At 32.3% G+C, this 22,650-nt stretch carries 20 protein-coding genes; 19 read left to right on the top strand and 1 reads right to left on the bottom strand.

The genetic code is table 11. The annotated features are described in order from the left end of the window. Positions 1 to 7: 7 nt before the first annotated feature. Positions 8 to 3,046: a SusC/RagA family TonB-linked outer membrane protein gene (locus C4S35_RS15045; protein WP_104000970.1), complete on the bottom strand. Its 3,039-nt coding sequence runs from the start codon at positions 3,044 to 3,046 to the stop codon at positions 8 to 10. A 652-nt stretch (positions 3,047 to 3,698) separates the two neighbouring features. Here C4S35_RS15045 and C4S35_RS15050 point away from each other — a divergent pair. From C4S35_RS15050 to C4S35_RS15140, 19 genes are all read left to right on the top strand, one after another. Beyond that, entirely contained in the window at positions 3,699 to 3,974 is a 276-nt protein-coding gene (locus C4S35_RS15050; RefSeq protein ID WP_146059568.1) for a helix-turn-helix domain-containing protein, read from the top strand. A gap of 443 nt (positions 3,975 to 4,417) precedes the next feature. Then, the gene (locus C4S35_RS15055; RefSeq protein ID WP_104000972.1) at positions 4,418 to 4,774 is read left to right on the top strand and encodes a helix-turn-helix domain-containing protein; all 357 of its coding nucleotides are present in this window, start codon (positions 4,418 to 4,420) and stop codon (positions 4,772 to 4,774) included. 932 nt (positions 4,775 to 5,706) lie between these two features. Continuing rightward, on the top strand, positions 5,707 to 6,576 hold the full coding sequence (locus tag C4S35_RS15060) for an ABC transporter permease (protein ID WP_104000973.1): 870 nt from the start codon (positions 5,707 to 5,709) through the stop codon (positions 6,574 to 6,576). Between the two features lie 215 nt (positions 6,577 to 6,791). Continuing rightward, positions 6,792 to 7,868: a DegT/DnrJ/EryC1/StrS family aminotransferase gene (locus tag C4S35_RS15065; RefSeq protein ID WP_104000974.1), complete on the top strand. Its 1,077-nt coding sequence runs from the start codon at positions 6,792 to 6,794 to the stop codon at positions 7,866 to 7,868. After that, positions 7,862 to 8,509 (top strand): acetyltransferase, encoded by a 648-nt coding sequence (locus C4S35_RS15070; RefSeq protein ID WP_104000975.1) that lies wholly within the window; start codon positions 7,862 to 7,864, stop codon positions 8,507 to 8,509. The genes C4S35_RS15065 and C4S35_RS15070 overlap by 7 nt, the downstream gene beginning before the upstream one ends. Before the next feature lies 1 nt (position 8,510). Further along, positions 8,511 to 9,449 (top strand): glycosyltransferase, encoded by a 939-nt coding sequence (locus tag C4S35_RS15075; RefSeq protein WP_104000976.1) that lies wholly within the window; start codon positions 8,511 to 8,513, stop codon positions 9,447 to 9,449. 28 nt (positions 9,450 to 9,477) lie between these two features. Then, positions 9,478 to 10,713, top strand: a complete 1,236-nt coding sequence (locus C4S35_RS15080; protein WP_104000977.1) for an ABC transporter ATP-binding protein — start codon at positions 9,478 to 9,480, stop codon at positions 10,711 to 10,713. A 43-nt stretch (positions 10,714 to 10,756) separates the two neighbouring features. Then, positions 10,757 to 11,455, top strand: a complete 699-nt coding sequence (locus C4S35_RS15085; protein WP_104000978.1) for a CatB-related O-acetyltransferase — start codon at positions 10,757 to 10,759, stop codon at positions 11,453 to 11,455. Positions 11,456 to 11,773: 318 nt separating this feature from the next. After that, the gene (locus C4S35_RS15090; protein WP_104000979.1) at positions 11,774 to 12,685 is read left to right on the top strand and encodes a hypothetical protein; all 912 of its coding nucleotides are present in this window, start codon (positions 11,774 to 11,776) and stop codon (positions 12,683 to 12,685) included. 30 nt (positions 12,686 to 12,715) lie between these two features. Then, entirely contained in the window at positions 12,716 to 13,579 is an 864-nt protein-coding gene (locus C4S35_RS15095; protein ID WP_104000980.1) for a hypothetical protein, read from the top strand. Between the two features lie 150 nt (positions 13,580 to 13,729). After that, entirely contained in the window at positions 13,730 to 14,713 is a 984-nt protein-coding gene (locus C4S35_RS15100; RefSeq protein ID WP_104000981.1) for a glycosyltransferase family 10 domain-containing protein, read from the top strand. A gap of 90 nt (positions 14,714 to 14,803) precedes the next feature. Then, entirely contained in the window at positions 14,804 to 15,760 is a 957-nt protein-coding gene (locus C4S35_RS15105) for a glycosyltransferase family 10 domain-containing protein (protein WP_104000982.1), read from the top strand. After that, positions 15,760 to 16,680 (top strand): glycosyltransferase family 2 protein, encoded by a 921-nt coding sequence (locus tag C4S35_RS15110; RefSeq protein ID WP_146059569.1) that lies wholly within the window; start codon positions 15,760 to 15,762, stop codon positions 16,678 to 16,680. The genes C4S35_RS15105 and C4S35_RS15110 overlap by 1 nt, the downstream gene beginning before the upstream one ends. Continuing rightward, positions 16,677 to 17,504 carry an O-fucosyltransferase family protein gene (locus C4S35_RS15115; protein WP_104000983.1) on the top strand — a complete coding sequence of 276 codons (828 nt, stop codon included), beginning with the start codon at positions 16,677 to 16,679 and terminating at the stop codon, positions 17,502 to 17,504. The genes C4S35_RS15110 and C4S35_RS15115 overlap by 4 nt, the downstream gene beginning before the upstream one ends. Positions 17,505 to 17,537: 33 nt before the next feature. After that, complete coding sequence (locus C4S35_RS15120) at positions 17,538 to 18,500, top strand: glycosyltransferase family 2 protein (RefSeq protein WP_104000984.1); 963 nt, start codon at positions 17,538 to 17,540, stop codon at positions 18,498 to 18,500. Next, positions 18,487 to 19,341: a glycosyltransferase gene (locus C4S35_RS15125; protein ID WP_104000985.1), complete on the top strand. Its 855-nt coding sequence runs from the start codon at positions 18,487 to 18,489 to the stop codon at positions 19,339 to 19,341. Before C4S35_RS15120 ends, C4S35_RS15125 begins: the two co-directional genes overlap by 14 nt. Then, positions 19,338 to 20,273 (top strand): glycosyltransferase family 2 protein, encoded by a 936-nt coding sequence (locus C4S35_RS15130; protein WP_104000986.1) that lies wholly within the window; start codon positions 19,338 to 19,340, stop codon positions 20,271 to 20,273. Before C4S35_RS15125 ends, C4S35_RS15130 begins: the two co-directional genes overlap by 4 nt. Positions 20,274 to 20,276: 3 nt before the next feature. Continuing rightward, positions 20,277 to 21,407: a non-hydrolyzing UDP-N-acetylglucosamine 2-epimerase gene (gene wecB, locus C4S35_RS15135; RefSeq protein WP_104000987.1), complete on the top strand. Its 1,131-nt coding sequence runs from the start codon at positions 20,277 to 20,279 to the stop codon at positions 21,405 to 21,407. Continuing rightward, positions 21,385 to 22,623, top strand: a complete 1,239-nt coding sequence (locus tag C4S35_RS15140; RefSeq protein WP_244175296.1) for a glycosyltransferase family protein — start codon at positions 21,385 to 21,387, stop codon at positions 22,621 to 22,623. The genes wecB and C4S35_RS15140 overlap by 23 nt, the downstream gene beginning before the upstream one ends. Positions 22,624 to 22,650: the final 27 nt, after the last annotated feature.

The raw sequence follows: 22,650 nt of genomic DNA on the forward strand, positions 1-22,650 counted from the left end.
TTTAAGTTTAAAAATTCAATTGTATTCCCATAGTCAACACACGCAAAGGAGGCAGGCTGCCTTGCGATTGATTTTCCGGATCAGGTCCTTTGAAACGGGTTATCGTGAGCAAATTTTGACCCTGCAAATACAGACGGCATCGGCCTATTTTTGACCAGGAATCAGGAAGGGTATAGCTTATCGAAAGGTTTTTTAGCCTTATAAAAGAGGCATCAGTGAAGACCGCATCACTGCTGCTGTAATTGTAAAATGCATTTACGGCATCATTATTAAAGCCAGCAGTATATTGCTGAAATGCACTGGTGTCGCCTGGCTGTTGCCACCGATCCAGTACTGCAACGGGTTGGTTATTTCCAACACCCGGAAGCACCCCTGTGTAATTGAAGTTGATTCCCAACTGCGTCACGAATTGAAAAAGAAAATCCAACTGCCAATTTTTATAGGTCAGGCTGTTTTGTAGCCCACCAAAGAAATTAGGATTGGTGTGGACTATATTCTGACGGTCCTCTGGTGCTGTTATGGCTCCGTCATGATTGTAATCTTCAAATTGATATATTCCTGTTTGCGGATTTATACCCGTGAAATGGTATACTTTTCGGATGTCCAGCGGCTGGCCTATTTCATACTGATTAGCATAAGTAGAGGCAGCTATTCCCGGAAATGCGATTAATTTATTACGGGCTATTGTAGCGTTAGCCATAGTGCTCCATTTGAATTGCCTGTTCTGGAAATTCACGGTTCTCAATTCCAGTTCCCACCCTGTATTTTCCACAGTGGCGTTTAGATTGGCTTGGATAGAAGTGAATCCTGTTGTGCTGGGCAGCGGAATGCCTACCAGCTGGTTCGAAGAGCAATTGCTATAGTACGCCGTGCTCAGAAGGACACGGTCCTTTAAAAAGCCCGTTTCTAAAGCTACTTCCAGTTTTTTATTGGTTTCCCAGCTAAAATCAGGATTATACAAACGGGTGGGCTGCAGGCCGGTGATGCCTTGATAACTTATCCCCGAAGAACTGTAGGTATTTAAAAACTGGTAGTCACCTATTTGGTCATTCCCCGTTGTACCGTAGCTTGCTCTTAATTTCCCGAAACTTAAGCAAGGGATGGCTTTGCTGATAAAGTCTTCTTTGCCAAACAACCAAGCAGCGCCTACAGCACCAAAATTAGCAAAGTGCTTATCCGCGCCAAAACGACTGGAACCATCCCGACGTCCGGTTAGGTTAAGGATGTATTTTTGCTGCAAGTTGTAATTTACACGTCCAAAAACAGCATTGTAACGATAGGTGCTGTTGTCGTTGTTGAGTATGGCTATATGGGCAGCCGAAGCAATGTTGGTTAGCAGACTATTGCTGGAAAAACCGGAAGCATATAGGGCCTGTTGCTCTCTGGTCTGCTCTTGGAAAGTGGCTCCTGCCAGTATTTTGAATGTGCCCAAGCCTACTTCTTGTTGGTAGGTCAGTTGTGGTTCGATGCTCCAGGACTGTTTTTTGGCTTGGTTCAATAGGAAATAGGATGCCGAACTGTTGAGACCCCAAGCTGGATTGTATACCGTGGAGGGGGACTTTTTAGACTCTTCTAAGCGGTTGTCTGTATACCCCAAAGTAGTTTTTACCTCTAAGCCAGGCATGATTTTATAGCCGATGGCGCTGCTTGCTGTAAGATTGTTGGTTTTGGCGAGGTATTTCTCCTCCAAAAGACGCAGCGGGTTATCCCACGTCGAGTTCTCCCAATTCAGATTGCCATTCGGATCATATAATTCAGGTGCATTGGGGGAGAGGACACTTGCTTCCCGTGTAAGATCTGTACCCAACAGATTGTTTTTATCAGCCACATAGTTACCGGAAAGACTGATGCTGAATTTATTATTGTCTGCTATATGGTTGATATTGAAATGTAGCGCGGTTTTGCCATAGGCGAAATTACCCGGGAATACGGTCGTTTCTTTGAACCGTGTTCCACGTATGAGGAATTGTGTATTGCTGGTACCACCGGAAACGGCGGTCTCGATATTTTGGGTCAATGCTGTTCCGCCAATGAGTTCTTTTTGCCAATTGGTGTATCGGTTTTGATCCCAAGTCCCGTTGATATCATAAGCCCAATCCGGGTATTGTGTGAAGCCATCATTAGCAAATGCCTCCCTGCGCATTTCGAGATATTGGGGCGTATTCATTAAATTCAGCGTTCGGGTGACTTTACCCGTTCCGCTATAGGCATTCAATGTAAACGTTGTTTTACCTGATTTTCCTTTTTTGGTGGTAATGAGGACGACACCATTTGCACCACGAGAGCCATATATGGCTGTGGCATCGGCATCTTTCAGGATTTCTATATTTTCTATGTCGGAAGGATTGATGCCATTGAGGGGGTTAATACCCGCAGCAGAAAGGATTGTACTGGAAAGGAGAGTGTTGCCTACGTTTTCGGATGCGTACGGCATACCATCAATAATATATAATGGGTTATTTCCATCTGTTCTTAAGCTGTTTTTTCCCCGAATTTGAATGTCGAAACCGCCGCCTGGCACTCCTGTGGTCTGGGTGATATTGACACCAGCCATGCGACCCTGCATCACCGCCAGCACATTAGTAACGGGTTGCTTTTCGATGGCTGCTGCAGTTATTTTTGCAATACTTCCGGTGCGTTCACTCTCTTTTACAGAATAATAACCGGTATTGACTAAAACTTCTTTTAGTGTTGTTGCATCTTCCTTTAGTTGGATATTTATTGTTTTCTGTCCGTCTATGTGTATTAAGACTGTTTTGAATCCCATAAAAGAGAAAACTAACGTATCGTCAGGTGATGCCGCGATTGTGTATTGCCCGTTGTAATCCGAAATGGCTGTTGTAAGTTTGCCTTTTACGGAAATGGTTACTCCTGGTAAGGGGTTATTTCCATCAGTTATACTGCCCCGTATTTGGATTTGTTGTAACAGGGACTGATTTTGCCTCAGGACCTTATTGGCTAAAGCAGGGGTACAGCAGAAGTACAGGCCAAAAATAAGCGTATACCAAAGTGCTCCTACTCCTTTGTTTAATGAAATAATTTTCATAATATTGGTTTAGTTAAATGAAACGTTAGTTTTGTTAGCGAAGGTCCTCTATTCGTCCGCCAAGAAGAGTTAGAGGGCCTTTTATTATGTCTTAAAGTCAAGATTAAAAGTCGAAATTTAAACAATGATTAAAAGAAAGCGTCTGATTTTTTTATTGCATAGGCATTTTATTTAAAGATTTATCTAAAGGAAAGTCAACTGCCCTTGTCTGTTGCAGCCAGACGGTGGCAGCGCCTTTCCCAACTAATTCAATAATTAATGGTATTGCGAGATTTGAAAAAAAGAAGCGGTGCTGAGAATGTAAGTTGAGTATTGTTTAAATAGTGGCCAAAAAAAATGGCATGGAACTCAGCTTACTGCATCAGAGGCATTGGCATACCTTAACCACAAATAAGTGAGCCCACGCCATGGGACGTGAGCATCTTACTTATCATCTCGTGGTTATAAAACGCCAATTTTCTGATACGAGATTCTAAGCGAATGCTTCAAATATTTTGTATGAAGAATCGCAAATATATAAATTATGTTACAAATATAACAAAGTTATTCAAAACTAGCACTATCGTGCCAATAAAATTCGTAAATAATATTTTCTTTTGCCGTGATGGTTAATAATAATAATAGCAACAAAAGTAATGAAGCAAAAATATTTTTGCTCGATAGATTTGTTTGTAACTACATTAAAAAAGAATGGATTTCAGATGCTAAATCAAATCTATCTCAAAGCCAAGAACTCGGGATACATCCTCATGTTCTAACTAAGATTAAAAATGATGATGGTTACCGAATACCATTATCCACACTAGCAATTATTTGCTTCTACAAAAAAATTGAATTATCCGATTTTTTCAAATTAATTGAAAAACAATATGGTTCTAAAATCAATGATGATTTTGTTTTGAAAACGAACACAAAAAAAGATGCCTAAGCATCTTTTTTTGCTTTTTAGTAGTTGTCAATTCGGGATTATTATTTGTCAATAAAGGAGTTTCTGTTGTTGTGATAATAGCCAAGTTGCTGTACTGTCTATATTTGATATATGAAATGGTATGAGATAATAGGGGGAGTTGTGGTGTGGTTTTTAGGTCTTTATTTGAGAGGGAGATTTTATGAATGTATGAGAACCAGGCATCTCAATGATAGTTGCAAGAGAAAGAAATGAAAGATGCTATGATGGTGTCTTTTTTATAGCCTTACAATTAGGAATTTATTGTAAAACTACTTGAAGTTACATCTAAGTAAATTGGAAATGCTTCTAATAAACAGCAATTCCTTGGATGATTTGTAAGAAAAAATAAATATATTTAACAATAGATAAAGTCTTGTAGAACACAATAAAAGATAAGTACTAAACTTTTATACTTTTTTAAAATGACAGATAATGAGCGCTTTTTTGCAGCCTATAATTTTCTAAAAGGAAAGGGACATATCAGGACATATGCTGACCTCGCTGAAGTACTTGGTATTGATAAGGCAGAGCTAAATGATTTAAAAAATGAAAAACAGAAAGTTTCTATTGACAATCTTAGAAGTTTCATAAAAACATACCCCGAGATATCTTTGAATTGGTTGGTTTTAGAAGAGGGTAGTATAGAAATTAAAAAAAATAATATCCCTACTTTTAATGTAAAAACAGAACTTTTAATATTGCAAAAAGAAAAAATTGAAGAACTGGAAAAAGAAATCATAGAACTGAAAATACATCCAAAAAATCGCGATTCCATATAAATAGTGACTGATTCAGTAGTAAATTAGCTAAAAAAAACATTATATTGTTAGTTATTAATGTTTTAATAATTAGTAAAAGTAATTTAAAGATGCTAACATGTTTTTTTTTTTGGCTTTTCAACTAGATGTCAATTCGGGATTATTACTTGTCAAAAACGGAGTAACCTACTTTATAATGAAAGTTGAATTTCTCTACCTTTCTATATCTGAGGTATGGAATGGTATAAAATAATAGGATTTAATTTGTTTTTTAGGTCTTTGCCTGAGAAGGAAGATTTATGAGTTTAGAAGGGATTATAATAAAAATAGTAGGTGGAGGCGTAAAAGAGATAAAATATACAGAGCATGAAATGCCCCCAAAAAGAATTTAACTTTTTTGGGGCTTTTTATTAGTAGAAAAATCAAGTATGATATTGACTTTAAGGACTCGCTATTTGTTGCACTAACCGAATAATTTTATTTTTATCCCTCCCGAAGCTTCAGGACTAAACGGAGTCGAAAATCCAGAACCTATATGCTGTATATGAGGATTACTAAATTAAGGTAAAAACAGATGAATACGCTGTGAATGTGTCAATGTTGTCGATTGATTGTTAATTATTGCTATTATTTATAAAGGAATAGTATATTCGCTGACAAACTACTCTTATTAACAAATGGGCATTGCCTTAAACTGTTAGTTAGAGTCGCGAAGCGTATCCGGAAGTTTCGTTTTTTACTGTGATTCTCATTTTATGCAGCAACTAAATAGAAGATGATATCGAAAACTAAATATGGTGCGAGGCTCTTTTTTAAGGCATACCGAGTAAATTATTTATATTTGCTTCGAAATGATGTATTTAGTGAATAAAAAAAGGTTTCTAGTCTAACGACCGCGCTCGAGATGACGCCTTGAGAATACAAAACCAAAACCAAGATTTTAGCATAAACCAATGATCCACAACGAACATACCAATACCACGTGGCTGTTTGAAATAACACCTAAAAATAAATTCTTCACGCTTAATCTTAAGGAAGTTTGGCAATACAGGGATTTGCTAATGCTTTTTGTGAAGAGAGATGTGGTTACCGTTTATAAACAAACCGTTTTAGGACCGCTTTGGTACCTGATACAGCCCTTGTTTACCTCCATTACCTTTACCATTATTTTTAATAATTTAGCAGGAATTGATACTGGCACGGTTCCTCCGTTTTTGTTTAATTTGGCGGGAATCACGGTTTGGAATTATTTTACGGCTTGTCTTACCGGCACCTCGAATACATTTGGTGCTAATGCAGGAATTTTTGGAAAAGTTTATTTTCCCAGACTGATTGTGCCTATCTCCATAGTGATTTCTAATTTGATTAAATTTGGAATTCAATTTCTGATATTTATAGCGTTTTATATTTTTTATTATTTAAAAGGAGTCAATGTTGGACTTAATGGTTCTGTCGTGTTCTTCCCTTTTTTAATTGTACTTATGGGCGTTTTAGGATTGGGATTAGGGATGTTTATTTCTTCTTTAGTAACCAAGTACCGAGATTTTAGTAATTTGATTGGTTTTGGCGTACAATTGTTGATGTATTTGTCAGCCGTGATGTATCCTATGGCTTTGATTAAAGAAAAATTGCCCGATTATGGTTGGCTAGTGCAATACAATCCTTTGGCATATGTGATAGAAACCACTCGCTATATGTTGTTGAATGTAGGGCACATTTCCATTTGGGGATTGGGTTATACCTTCTTAGTAACTGTAATAGTATTTTTTGTAGGTGTGTTGATTTTTAATAAGACTGAGAAGAGTTTTATAGATACGGTTTAATGTAGTGGGAAGAGTGATCAGTTTAATTAATAGGAATATAGAGTTTTACATATAACCATAAAGATTTCAGGTATTTGGAAAAAAAGTATGGATGTGGTACAATTTATTTATCAACTTACTAAAAATTTATGAATTTAAATTATGAAATTTTTAAATGACATAATACCATTCATACAGAAGAAACGGTTTGTTTTGCAAAACCAAGAAATTAATCTATGATAAATGTTACCAAATCTTTTCTGCCTCCCATAGAAGAATACAACAAACAAGTACAACGTGCTTGGGATAATCAGTGGCTAACCAATAGAGGGGAATTGGTTTTGGAATTGGAAGAAAAGTTAAAACACTATTTAAAAATTTCGAATATTGTGGTGACTACTAATGGAACTATTCCACTACAAATTGCCTTAAAATTACTAGGTGAACAAGGGGATATTATCACCACACCATTCAGCTATGTAGCCACTACATCGGTAATAGTGTGGGAACACTGCACCCCTATTTTTGTAGATATCCATCCCGAGTATTTAACTATAGATGAAACCAAAATTGAAGCAGCAATAACGGATAGAACCACAGCCATTTTAGCCACTCATGTTTTTGGAAATCCTTGCCATGTAGAAGCCATTGAATTCATTGCAAAGAAGCATAAACTAAAAGTCATTTATGATGCAGCACATTGTTTTGGCGTGACTTATAAAAATAAATCCTTGTTCGATTATGGGGATGTAAGTACTTGTAGTTTTCATGCAACCAAACTATTTCATACCGGAGAAGGTGGCGCGATGTTTACTAATGATTCGGATCTACAGCATCAATTGTTTTACAGTCATAATTTTGGACACAACGGTCCGTTAACTTTTCATGGATTGGGAATTAATGGCAAGATATCGGAGTTGCAAGCTGCAATGGGATTGGCTGTATTGCCTTATATGAAAACAATTTTATCTGATAGAAAGAAAGTAATTGATTATTATGATGCCAATTTAGATTTTTCAAAACTTCAATCCTTAAAGATAAGAGAAAATACGAATTGGAATTATAGTTACTATCCTGTTATTTTTGAGAATGAAAAGCAACTTTTAAAAGTAGAAAAAGAGTTAAACGATCATCAAATTTTTCCAAGACGTTATTTTTATCCCTCCTTAAATACAATTGATTACGCTAATGGAGTAGCAATGCCAATTTCCGAAAGTATAGCTTCAAGAATTATGTGTTTGCCTTTATATATTGGTCTGTGCGAAAATAACTTAGACAGAATAGTTACTTTAATAAACAATAATATATGTTAATAGTTGGAGCCAACGGATTTGCTAAGGAAGTTTTAGAAGTTTTACATAATTTAAACCAATTAGAAAATCTGGTTTTTTATGATGATATAAATGATGCTTTACCTGAAAAATTATTTGGAAAGTTTCCAATTCTGAAAACGATGCAAGAGGCATCTATCTATTTTAAAACTATAAATAATCATTTTACGATAGGAATTGGAAATCCTTTTTTGCGAAAAAAATTACATGATACGTTCATATCTATTGGGGGTGTATTCTCCTCAACCATTAGTCCATCAGCAGTTATTGGTAATTTTGATGTTCAGATTGGATTAGGGTCCAATGTGCTGTCCGGAACTGTTTTTTCTAATAGTACGATTCTTGGAATAGGGTGTATAGTTTATTATAATTCAATAATTACACATGATTGTAGAATTGGCGATTTTGTAGAAATTTCTCCAAGTGTCACTTTGTTAGGTAGATGCAGTATCGATTCTTATTCGCAAATTGGAGCGAATACAACAATTTTGCCAGATGTGGAAATTGGAAAAAATGTAATAATTGGAGCAGGTTCTATAGTTACTAAAAACATCCCCGATAATTGTGTGGCGGTCGGTATTCCTGCCAAGATTATTAAAAAGTTAAATCCTTTAGAATTTTAAAATGGAACAACTTCCTAGAGTTAGTGTTTGCATGATAACCTATGCCCATGAAAACTATATTCGGCAATCTGTTGAAGGTGTATTGATGCAAGAATGTAATTTTGAGGTAGAACTCATCATTGTCAATGATTGTTCTGCTGATGATACAGATGCAGTGATTGAAGATGTTTTGAACAATCATCCGCGAGCTTCATGGATCAACTACATAAAGCATGAAAAAAATATTGGAATGATGCCCAATTTTATTTTTGCAATGAAACAGTGCAAAGGTAAATATATTGCTCTTTGCGAAGGTGACGACTATTGGACCGATCCTTTAAAACTGCAAAAACAATTTAATTTTCTAGAGGCCAATCCGGATTATGTTATTCACAGTGGCTCTGCTAAAATATTGTATGCTAAAGAAGATGTTAGTGAAATTGTTTTAGGAGACACATCAGGTAAAACAGACTTTGTAGTGGAGGATTTTTATACTAAAAATAATTTAGTTACCTGTACTGTACTGTTTAGAAATATAGTGCAAAACTATCCAGATTCATTTACAACTATTACTTTTGGGGATTGGTTTTTGTATGTGGTTTTATTGCATAAATCAAAATCAAAAGCATTTGTTAGTAATGCTATTTTTTCCGTTTATAGAGTTCATGAAGCGGGTGCTATGAAGCAGTTAGCGCAGATTGAAAAAATTGATGCTCATTTTCAGCAAATTAAAACTATAGAAGAATACATAAAATACAAAAAAAAGTCTATTCAAGACAGTAAAAATATTAATGGTTATTTTCGAAATAAATTCATGCTATTTTTAGATGAAGGTTTATATGCTAGAGGATTTAGAACTTTAGTAATAAATATTAAATATTGTAGTTTTCGAACTAATTACATGAGTTATGTAAAATTATCAATAAAACATTTAATTAAATATAAAAAACTGGTTGAGTGAAAGTTATGTTACCCCCTAAATAAGAACAATGAGTAAAGACATTATATTAAAAGCCGAAAATATCTCCAAGCAATACCGTTTGGGGCAAGTAGGTACTGGTACTTTAACCCACGACCTGAATCGCTGGTGGCATCAGATTCGTGGTAAGGAGAATCCATATTTAAAGATTGGGGATGTCAATGACCGCAGTACTAAAGCCACCAGCGACTATGTTTGGGCTTTGCGGGACATTAATTTTGAAGTAGAACGAGGTGAGGTTATAGGAATCATTGGGAAGAATGGGGCAGGTAAATCTACCTTATTAAAGATATTATCCAAAGTTACTGCACCCACAACTGGAAATATTAAATTTAAAGGTCGTGTTGCTTCCCTGCTGGAAGTGGGTACGGGATTTAATGGTGAAATGACAGGACGAGAAAATATATTTCTGAACGGGGCTATCTTAGGAATGACCAAAAAAGAGATTGCTTCTAAATTAGATGAAATAATTGATTTCTCTGGTTGTGATCGTTATATAGATACACCCGTAAAAAGATATAGTTCTGGAATGACAGTTCGTTTGGCTTTTGCAGTGGCAGCTTTTCTTGATCCCGAAATTTTGATAATTGATGAGGTTCTCGCTGTGGGCGATGCTGAGTTCCAGAAAAAGGCCATTGGTAAAATGCAGGATATTTCTAAACAAGGAGGAAGAACGGTATTGTTTGTGAGTCATAATATGACCGCAGTAAGACAATTATGTACTAAAGGAATTTTATTAGAAAATGGCAATATAAAAATGCATTCAGATATGCAATCAGTTTTAGATGAGTATACTAAATCATCTAAAAAACAATCCGAATTTAAGTATCTAATTAAAGAAGACAAAACTTTGATTTCAAAAATTGCAATAAAAAATCAATTTAATTATCTGACAAATGTGTTTCAGTATAATGATGAAATAATAATAGAAATAGATGTTATTGTTAATAATCCTAAAGTTTCATTGTCAATATTTATTAAAGATAATGATTTTAATTTAATCTTTATTGATGAATATCCCGTAAATGAGTCTGGAAAATTTAAGATAATAATCCCGACTGGTTTTTTGTTAAAATCTACGTATTATGCTGATGTACATTTATATAGGCCAAATATAAATTTTTTTGATAGTAAAAAAGATGAGGTAACTTTTATTATTGAAAATTACCCTGATAAATTTTCTATGTACGATAATGTGAATTGTGGAATTATCAATAGTCCTTTAGTCTGGTCTAAAATAGGATAAATGTTTTTCTTTTAAAAAAAAATTGAAAAGATATAAAATAAAAATGATAAAGAAAGCTATTAGAAAGGGAATTCAAAAACTGATAAAGGTTTTTTTTGGAGTTAATTCATATTTGTATTTCATAGTCTGTAATGATGAAAATTTAAATTTATTTCATAATAAGAATTCATTTTTATATTCAGAAAAAGGTTTAAAAACTAAATTATATCCACCATATAAGGCATTTAAATCTAGTATTGGAGACTACACTTATATTGCCGAAAATTCCAAAATAAATAGTACTACAATTGGTAAATTTTGTTCAATAGGTCCTAATTTGAGTTCGGGATGGGGTATCCACCCAACAAATGGTATTTCAACCCATCCAATGTTTTATTCTACTTTAAAACAAAATGGGATGACATTAAGTACCGAAGATAAAATAGAAGAAACAAAGTCTATTTTAATAGGAAATGATGTGTTTTTAGGAATGAATGTGTCAATTTTGGATGGAGTTACAATAGGGGATGGGGCGGTAATTGGAGCTGGAGCATTAGTCTCTAAAGATATTCCACCCTATGCTGTAGCCGTTGGGAACCCTATAAGAGTGATTAATTATAGATTTGATGAAAAAACAATTCAAAGGCTTTTAGAGTTAAAATGGTGGGAGAATAAAGAGGAAAAATTAAATTTAATTGAAAAACATTTTTTTGACATTGAAGAATATCTAAAGATTATGGAAGAAAAGAAATCGACAGATTAATAAAATGTCATATATTAATAAACTCACCATTAACACCATCAATTACAACACCCTTGCAGGCTCGCTACGCTGTCATGACAATTGACGCAGGAGTATAATGGTAACCCTCATTATGATACTAAGAAAAAAGCTTATTTTTATTAATACGGAGAGTAGTAAAAGTTATCTAAAACGAATTTATTAACTTTTTTAGATTGCAAAAAAATTGCGAAATAGAAAACTACAAAATTTACAAATATTAGGATTTTTGGGATGGTAAGCCATGCGAGACATTTGTTATTTACTATTATTTAAAAAATATTTACAGAAAAATTATAAATGAAATTGTTCCTATATTTAATTCAGGGTAGAAAAAAAAATGTTTTAAAATATTCTTATTTGCAAAATGATCATTCGGATTTAATAGCATTAACTTTTGATGAAGCTATCGAAGAAAAGGAATTACGGTCTATTGAAAATATTTTCTTTCCGAGAAGTACCTGGGCAGAGGGAAGGAACAAACAATTGGCACTAGCAAAAAAAATTGAAACTAAGTATTTATACTATATCTTTATTGATGATGATGTTGAGTTTATAAAAGGAAATTTTTGTGTTTTTGAACAAAAGCTTTTAGACAACAAACCTGCAATTGGAGTGCCATTATTGACAGTTATTAAAAATAGTAATAGGTACAATAAAAAATTGGCAATACAGCATCCGATTGCATTAGATGCACAGGTTCAGGCATTTCACTATAAGGTGATAGATGAATCTATAGTGATGCCATTAGAAACTAAATTTGATAAATTAAGTTGGTGGTATTCTTGTGAAATAAATCATTTCTTAATTTTATCATTCTACAAAGATTTTGTCATGCAATTTAATGATATCGTTGTTGATAATATTGGACATTATTGGAATGTAGAAACAAATGTTTCAAATGATGCAAACAGCAGTTATTTGGGTGGAATTTCTGCTGCGGGCTTAGAACAAATTAGAAGTTTTATTGAGGAAAAATATGGTAAACAGCCCAAATTGAAGAATAGTTTATTTCATGATAGTAAATACCCTAAATCTAATTACGACTCAAAAGATGAGATCCATCAATTTATTCATAATCTAAACAAAGGAAAGATTAAAAAATGCATAAAATTAATAATGGTTTATATGAAATCATTGTTAAATAGGTATCCAAATTCCTTAATAATTAACGAAAAGAACGTTAAGAGTTTTGATTCTACTACGATTTAAAATAGTTTAATAATTAATTGAGAAATTAGAATGGTTAAAATAAAAGTAGGTTATTTAATTTCATATGATTTTGAATTACTTTTTACTTCCTTGAAGGAATTATATAGTTATGTAGACAGTGTTTATCTTGCAATAGATGTGAATAGAACAACATGGAGTGGAAATCCTTTTGTGATTCCTGAAACTTTTTTTGAAAAGATTAATAGGATAGATGTTAAAAAGAAGATTCACATTTATGAGGATAATTTTTATATACCAAATCTTACTCCCTTAGAATGTGATACAAGAGAACGTAATATGTTGTTAAAAAAAATGGGGAAAGGTTGGCTAATGCAAGTAGATGTTGACGAATATATTTATGATTTTAAATATGTATCTAAATATTTAAATAAATACTGGTATTTGACTATTTTTCCAAAAATAACGCCAATAATTTTTAGAGGAAAATTAGTTACGTTATACAAACAAATATCAAATGGCTATCTTTATATAGAGGATAATGAAAGCTTTCCTTTTATTACAAATTATCCAAAATATGAATTAGTAAGAAGCAATTCTAAGATAAAGAATCATTTTACTAATATTAATGTAATACATCAATCTTGGGCTAGAACTGAAGAGGAAATTAAAATTAAAACTACTAATTGGGGGCATCGAGACGATTTCGATACTCAAGAATATTTTAATTTTTGGAAAAATTTAAGTAGTTCAAATTATTTAAATTTTAAAAATTTACATCCAATTGTTCCAGAAATATGGCAAGAACTGCATTTTTTACCTTCTGATTCAATAGATGATTTTATTACAAAATATAAAATAAATAAGAAACAGATGTTACTTCTTATGGATTCTAAAAAAATGGTTAAACATTATTTATTAAATTTTTTTAAATAAAATAGTCTTTATCATTATCCCATATTACAATTAACATTCTTTATCCATTCAAACTGATATGGGGTTTAAAGTGTTTGTTATTAGTTAAGGGATTCTTATGTAACAACAATATTAAATTATTAAAAAACATTATTATTGGGATAGATTTTTATGAAAGAAATTAAAATAAATTTTGTCGATTTTTGGCCGGATTTCGATAAAACGGATAATTATTTTTATAATTTATTGGTTCAAGAGTATAAGGTGATTATAGATGATGATCCGGAATTCTTGTTTTATTCCTGTTACAATAGTGAATATTTAAAATATAAATGTACCAGAATATTTTATACAGCAGAAAACATCAGGCCCGATTTTTCAGCATGTGATTTTGCTTTTTCTTTTGATTATAATAAAAGGAAAAATCATTTCAGGCTGCCATTATATTCTCTTTTTATAGATAATTATAAAATGTTAGCACATTTGCAAACCATTAAAACGAGAGCGGAAGCTAAAAGAATTTGGAGTGCTAAATCCAAGTTTTGTTGTATGGTAGTTTCGAACGGAGATTCCAGTGAAAGGTTGAATTTTTTTAAAAACCTTTCTGCAATTAAAAGGGTAGATTCAGGAGGAGGAGTTCTTAATAATGTTGGGGGAAAGGTAGCGGATAAACTTGAATTTATTAAAGACTATAAGTTTGTAATTTCTTTTGAAAATAGTAGGCATGATGGGTATACTACTGAAAAAATAGTACAGCCATTTTTTAAGGATTGTATTCCGGTTTATTGGGGTAATAAATTGGTTCATAAAGATTTTAATGGTAAGAGATTTATTGACCATCATAATTTCAATACAGAAGAGGAACTTATTAATAAATTAATAGAAATTGATCAAAATGATGAATTAGCTATAAATATGCTGATGGAACCAACCTTTAGTTTAGATAAAGTTAATCATCAAGAGGAGCAAAAGCAAGTACTTAAAATTCTATGCAAAATTATAAATAATAATGAAAAACCAATTGCTAGACAATTATGGAGATATATTCATAGACATAAATTTATATATCGAAATACAAAAAAGAGAGTTTTAGCAAAATTTAAAAAAACATATAATTGCATAATCCCTTATATGCGCGCTGATTTTAAAGTTTAAATTTATTATTAAGTAAAAGATTAAAAATCTTAAACTCAAATTACACTAAAAAAAATTAGATAATAAAACGTTACTATTGAAAAAATTTTCATGAGAGAAATTAAAGTAAACTTTGTTGATTTTTGGTCAAATTTAGATAAAACAGATAATTATTTTTATAATTTGTTAATAAAGAAGTATAAAGTTGTAATAGATGATGATCCTGATATTTTATTTTATTCTTGTTACGGACGTGAGTATTTAAAATATAAATGTACCCGTATTTTTTTTGCTGGAGAGAATGTAAGACCTGATTTTATGGCATGTGATTTTGCTTTTTCATTTGATTTTAATAAAAGAGAAAATCATTTTCGATTGCCTTTATATTCTTTGTACATTGATCATCATAGAAAGCTTGAGGAAGTGATGGCTTTGAAAACTAGAGAGGAGGCTAAGGCAATATGGAATTTAAAATCTAAGTTTTGTTGTATGGTCGTTTCTAACGGGGATTCGCCAGAAAGATTAGATTTTTTTAAAAATCTTTCTAAAATTAAAAGAGTAGATTCAGGAGGAGGAATTCTTAATAATGTTGGGGGAAAGGTGGCAGATAAGCTTGAATTTATTAAAGACTATAAATTTGTAATTTCTTTTGAGAATAAAAAACAGATTGGATATACGACCGAAAAAATTTTAGAACCCATTTTCACAGATTCTATTCCTATTTATTGGGGAAATGAGCTAGTGAATGAAGATTTTAATTCCGGTAGATTTATTAATCATAATGATTTTGATTCTCAAGAAGCATTAATAAATAGAATACTTGAAATTGACAATAATGATGAACTGGCTATCAAAATGTTAATGGAACCAACGTTCAGTACTAACAAATTACCTCATGAGGAAGAACATATACGTGTGCTTGATATTCTTTGTAGAATAGTTGAAGGTGATAAAAAGCCTGTTGCCAAACAATTTTGGATTCATATTCATAGGTTTAAACTGGAATTGTATAGTGTAAAGCAAAATTTTAAAAGGTATTTAAAAACGTTTTTTAAACCAGAAAAATAATGCTGGCTATCGTTATCCCTTTTTATAAGCTTACTTTTTTTGAGGAAACGTTACAATCTTTATCCATTCAAACTGATAAACGGTTTAAGGTATATATTGGTGATGATGCAAGTTCAGAAAATCCTTCGGTTTTGTTGGGAAAATACAAAGGACAGTTTGATTTTATGTATCATAGGTTTGAAGAGAATCAGGGGAGTCTTTCTTTAGTACAGCAATGGGATCGGTGCATTGCTTTGACTGGAGAAGAGGAATGGCTCTTGGTTTTATGCGATGATGATACTTTGAGCAATACATGCATAGCTGATTTTTATACTTGTTTACCCGAAATTGAGGGTCATGATTGTAAGGTAATTCGATTTGCTTCCATCATAAATGATGTGGTGCAGCAAAAAGTATCGGCACTTCACACACATCCCAAACTAGAAAAATCAACTGATTTCTTTTGCAGACGATTTAAGAATCAAACACGTAGTTCATTGTCTGAATATATTTTCAAAAAAAAAGCCTACCAGAAATATGGGTTTTATAATTATGAGTTGGCTTGGTATGCCGATGATAGAGCTTGGCTAGAATTTTCGGAATTTAAAGAAATTTATTCTATAAATTCATCTTATCTGAGCTTTAGATTGAGTAATCAAAATATATCGAGAGACAATTATAAAACGGAGATTAAAGAGCACATTAAAATTAAATTTTTTAAAGAATTTTTAATAAAAAATTTACTAAAATTTAAAAGAGACCAACGACATGATTTGTTGTTGTATTACGAACAAATTATTTATAAACAGGATAGAGTTAACTTTACATTTTGGATTGACCTATTTTTATTATTTATCAGTAATCGTGATTTTCTTCAATCTCTAAAGTTTACAAGAAGATTATTGATATTTTTAAATTCTAAAAGAATAGTGAATTTATGATTACACTTGAACCTCAAGGAGGATTAGCAAATAGAATGAGAACTATTGCTTCTGGCATATGGTTGATGAAAGAATCCAATCAGGAATTAGAAGTAATTTGGAATTTGAACGAAGATTTGAATTGTAACTTTGATATATTATTTAATCAGATAGAAGCTGTTTCAATAATTGATAAAAGGGAAAAAGATTTTTTTGTTCATCATACGAATCATCCTAATTTAAATAGAAGAATAAAAGGTTATTTTAAAAATAAATTATTAGGTGTAGGTTATTGTATAAATGAAACTGATTTTTATAATTTAATTTGGAAAAATAAAATTGCAATAGATAAAATCGCAAAAAAAAATAAAAACATTTATATAAGGACTTGTCAAGAATTTGGATATAATTATAATGAATTTAAATCTTTTTTGCCATCTCAATTAGTACAAAAAATAATTGATGGACAAGTTTCCAAATTTAATAAAAACACTATCGGAATTCATATTAGAAGAGTAGATAATATTAATTCTATAGCAGAAAGCCCCATAGAATTATTTATATCTAAAATGGAAGAAGAAGTAGATAAAAACAGTAATGTTAATTTTTTTTTAGCAACTGATGATAAGGAAACAGAACAAAAATTATTAAATAGATTTGAATCGAAAATAATTGTTTACAAAAAAGTTTTAAACAGGAATTTAGAAAGAGGTGTAATTGATGCCGTTGTAGATTTGTATTGTTTGTCTAGTACTAAATATATTTATGGTTCTTATTGGAGCTCTTTTTCTGATATTGCATCCAGAGTAGGAAATATTGAATTAAAGGTATTACGAAAGAATTGAAAAAACAATAAGTTATTTTTATACTTAAAACATATGCAAATTACCCCACAGCTGCCCACTATATCAATAATCATACCCGTTTTTAACCGTGATACTTTATTGGCGATGACTATTGAAAGCATCATTGAGCAGACTTTTACCAATTGGGAATGTATTCTGATAGATGATCAAAGTACAGACGATTCTTTTTTAGTTATGAAGGAATTTCAGGCAAAAGACAAACGAATACAAGCATATAAACGACCACTGGAATTAAAAAAAGGAGCCAATGCCTGTCGGAATTTTGGTTTTACAAAGTCATCCGGAGCGTATATAAAATGGTTTGATAGCGATGATATCATGCTTCCCAATCATTTAGAGACTGCGTTCCATACTTTAGTTGATAATTCGTTAGATTTTGTAGTGACTGATACTTTGAATTTTGATCATGACACCAACGAATTCTTGGGAAAGACTTATAATTTTGATAGAAATAAAGTGATTATTACAGCAGAAAACCTTGCTTTAATGAGGATTGGGTGGATAACCGATGATTTTTTGGGAACTCGAGAGATAGTTGAAAATATAAAATTCAATGAGAATATTACTGATGGAGATGAATATAATTTTTTTGTAAAAATGTTGCATCAATCTGTAAAGGGAACTTATGTAAATCAGATAGTTACACATAAAAGAATTCATGTTGATACTATAACATTAAAGAATAGCGAAAATGATATCAATCATAGGTCTATAATTGCAATCTTAAAATTTCAGACTGCCCTAGATTTGGTTATTTATAATGATATAAAATTAATTCGCTGGTTTTTATCGGGATATATGCGCTATGCATTTATGTTGGCAGCTGAAAAAGTTACGATACCTTATAAGAAAGAAGCTTTCAAATTAATTTGTAAATACTATTCCTTTTCTAAAGGATTTGCTTTTATGACCGCTTTATTTTTGGGAAGCTATTTTAAAAAAGGATATAACATAATGAAATATGCACGGGAATAATAGTCATAATAAAAATTCATTATTAACCATAGTGATTTCCTGTTACAATGATGCCGATTATATAGAGCAAGCGGTATCTTCGGCATTGAATCAAACGTATTCCAATAAAGAAATAATAGTTATTGACGACGGTTCCAATGCTGAAACTAAAGCAGTACTAAAAAAATTGGAGTCTAAAATTACTGAATTAATTACACAGGAAAATCAGGGTCAAAGTATAGCGCGTAATAATGGCATCAGAAAAGCTAAAGGCGAATATATTTTAAATCTTGACTCTGATGATTTTTTTGAAATCTCTTTTTGTGAAAAAGCAATTCGTAAATTTCAGGAGAATGAGGAAATCGCCATTGTAACCTGTAATGTAAATAGGTTTAATACAAGTGGTTCTATTGATATTTTTTATCCTGATGGAGGATTCTTAAATAATTTTTTACTGACTAATTGTGCTATGGGAAGTGCAATGTTTAAAAAGTCAGATTGGCAAGCTATAAATGGTTATGATGAAAATATGAGGAAAGGCTTTGAAGATTGGGAATTTTATATCCGATTGGTAAAAGAAGGGAGAAGTGCTTATGTACTTCCAGAATTACTTTTTAATTACCGAGTTAAAGAAAATTCTACATCGACTAAAGCTAATAAAATAAAATATGAATTGTTACACTATATTTATATTAAACATCGGGAGTTGTATATTGCGCATTATGATTTGTTCATAAGTCATTTATTGTCTAAGACGAAACAACAAGAAAAGGAAAAAATAAAAAATATTAGTCAAATAGATTTTAAAATTGGCGAAGCTATTTTAAAGCCTTTACGATGGATTAAAGCATTACTTAAATGAATCAATTCCCACAAGTAACCATTATCATGGCGACCTATAATAGGGCCGATTTTATATCTGAAACATTGCAGTCAATAAAAAATCAAGTATTTACCGATTGGGAATGTTTGATTATTGATGATGGCGGTACTGATAACACCGCTGAAGTTATTGCATTAGTTTTAGAGCAAGACAAACGTTTTCAATTGTTAAAACGTCCTACTGTTTATTTGAAAGGTTTGCCAGGTTGTCGCAATTACGGATTGGATTTGGCCAAAGGGGAGTATATTATTTTCTTCGATGATGATGATATTGTGCATCCTCAAAATTTAGAGTTAGCTGTTTTAGAATTATCTCGTAATGCCGTTTCTTTTTGCAGGTATATCAGAGCTGTTTTTTATGACACATTTGATTATAAATATGATTATTCAAAAGACTATACTTCGTTTTTTATTGATAAAAGGGATGTTTTTAGTTTGTTGAATCAGGACTTACCTTTTAATTCTTGTGCTGTTCTTTGGAAAAAAGAATGCTTTCTAGAAAATAGGTACACGGAATATTTATCACATGCCGAAGAATGGGAATTGTATTCCAGAATTTTATCCACAGGAATAACAGGAATATCCATTGATAAAACATTATTTTTTGCACGAAAACATAGCAATTCTATGACGGGTCAAAATTTTAGATTAGATCCCAAAAGAACACAATCAAATATTGATGCTATTTTATTGGTTATGAAAAACCTTAAAGAAAAAAATCAACTGAACTATTCCATAATCCGTTATTTTGTTGCTATGTCCCATGGATATAGTGAATATGATTTATTTAATCAATTAATGAAACAATTAGAATATACGGGATTTGATTATTTTAAATGGAGATCATTTTATTTTGTATTACCATTGCGGTTTAAAATCACTAAATTAAAAAAAAGAATTATAAAAAAATAATCCATGCAAATTCTACTTTGCTTTGGCACACGTCCGGAAGCAATCAAAATGGCACCGCTTTACCACGAATTGAAAAAAAACAATTTAGATGTGAAAGTGTGCGTGACGGCACAACATCGAGAGATGCTGGATCAGGTATTGGATTTTTTCGATATAGTACCCGACTACGATTTAAATTTGATGCAGCATAATCAAACCTTAAATATTTTAAGTGCCAATATATTGTCCAAAATAGATGAAGTTCTTACTGCCGTAAAACCAGATTTGGTTTTGGTTCATGGGGATACCACAACTTCTGCTATGGTGGCTTTAGCGGCTTTTCACCTGGCTATAAAAGTAGGGCATGTGGAGGCTGGATTGCGAACGTATAATAAAAACGCTCCCTTTCCTGAAGAAATCAACAGACAGTTTACCAGCAGAATAGCTGATATTCATTTTACGCCCACAGCTGCAGCTACACAAAATTTATTGAAAGAGGGAATTATTGAAGCTACTATAGTTGAAACTGGCAACACGGTTATTGATGCCCTATTGTGGACGATTGATAAAATTGAAGACGAGCACTATTCGCATCTGGAAATTGAAAATTTAAAAAAAATACTGCCAGCCAATAAAAAAATAGTCTTGGTGACGGGACACCGTAGAGAGAATTTTGGGGAGGGTTTTATAAATCTTTGCGACGCCCTTTTATCCGTTTCAGCAAGAGATGATGTGGCTATTGTATATCCAGTACATTTGAATCCAAATGTCAAGGATGTTGTTTATGAAAAATTAGCGAATAAAGACAATATTTATCTGGTTCCCCCTGTTTCCTACCCTGCTTTTGTTTGGTTGATGCAACAATCCTATTTGATAGTAACGGATTCGGGTGGTATTCAAGAAGAGGCGCCAACATTAGGAAAACCAGTTCTTGTAACTCGAACCGTTTCAGAAAGACCTGAGGGAGTTATAGATGGATTCTCTATATTGGTAGGGACCGAGCAACAAATAATAAAGGATAATATAGTTGCGATTTTAGATTATTTTGCCGGCTTCAAAAACCCAATAAACCCATATGGTCAGGGTGATGCGTCTCATAAAATTGTGACCTTTTTATTAAATCAAAACCAAAATGAAGATACTGGTAGTTGTTGATTCCATCGATATTGAAGATAGTAGCGGTTCTAAAGCTAATGTGGCTTTAATAAACAATCTGGTTGAAGCAGGCTTTGAGGTTTTGGTGTATCATTACACAATAAGGAATATACAGTTACAGGGTGTTTCTTGTTATGCAATTCCAGAAATAAAATATAGTCCTCTGTATTTTTTAAGCCGCATGCAAAGGGTTATTCAACGTAATTCGGCTCTAAATCTTGCTCCTTTTTTTGAGCAATTATTTGGGTTTTCTTTTACTTTTTTCAATGATACAAACAGCATTCTAAAAGCTTTAAAAAAGCTGTCATTTGATCAGGATTTAGTATTGACATTAAGTAAAGGAGGTAGTTTCAGACCGCATTATGCTGTTTTGAAATTGCCCCAATTGCATGATAAATGGATGGCTTATGTTCATGATCCGTATCCATTTCATTTTTATCCGCAACCCTATCAATGGGTGGAACCCAGTTATAAATTTAAGGAAGCCTTCTTTAAAGAAGTTGCTGAAAAAGCAAAACACAGTGCCTTTCCAAGCCAATTATTGCTGGAGTGGATGGGCGGTTATTTTCCTGGTTTTATGAAAACGGGGGTTGTTATCCCGCATCAAAATTCAAAATATACAATTCAAAATACCGTTTTTCCATCCTATTTTGATAGTTCAAAATTTAATTTGCTTCATGCTGGAAATCTATTAAATACCCGTTCCCCAAAAGGATTGATAGAGGGATTAAAATTGTTTTTTGAGAGATATCCAGAAGCTAAAAAAGAAGTGCGACTTCTTTTGATAGGATCTTGTGCAGGTTATTCTAAAATGGTGTCAGATTATCAAAAAGACGTACCGGAACTTTTTGTGCATGATGGAATTATTCCTTTTGACCTCGTGTATAATATTCAACAAAATGCGACAGTAAATATCATAATTGAAGCCAAATCAGAAATTAGTCCCTTTCTGCCCGCTAAGTTTCCTCACTGTGTAGCAGCCAATAAAATGATTCTTTCACTGGCTCCATATCTTAGTGAAGTAAAAAGGTTATTGGGTGTTGATTATGAATATTGGTCGGAAGTGGATGATGTTACCAAAATCAGCAAACTGATAGAACAATTGTATACTCGATGGAAGGAAAATCCTGAGAATTTACTTTTAAATAGACGCGATCTGCAAGAGTATCTGTCGGTTGATTATTTAAAACAAAGCATTATTAATCTAAAAAAATAATTTCTGATTATTATTGCTTTTATGAAA

The sequence above is a fragment of the Flavobacterium urumqiense genome, assembly GCF_900108015.1.
Lineage (GTDB): Bacteria > Bacteroidota > Bacteroidia > Flavobacteriales > Flavobacteriaceae > Flavobacterium > Flavobacterium urumqiense.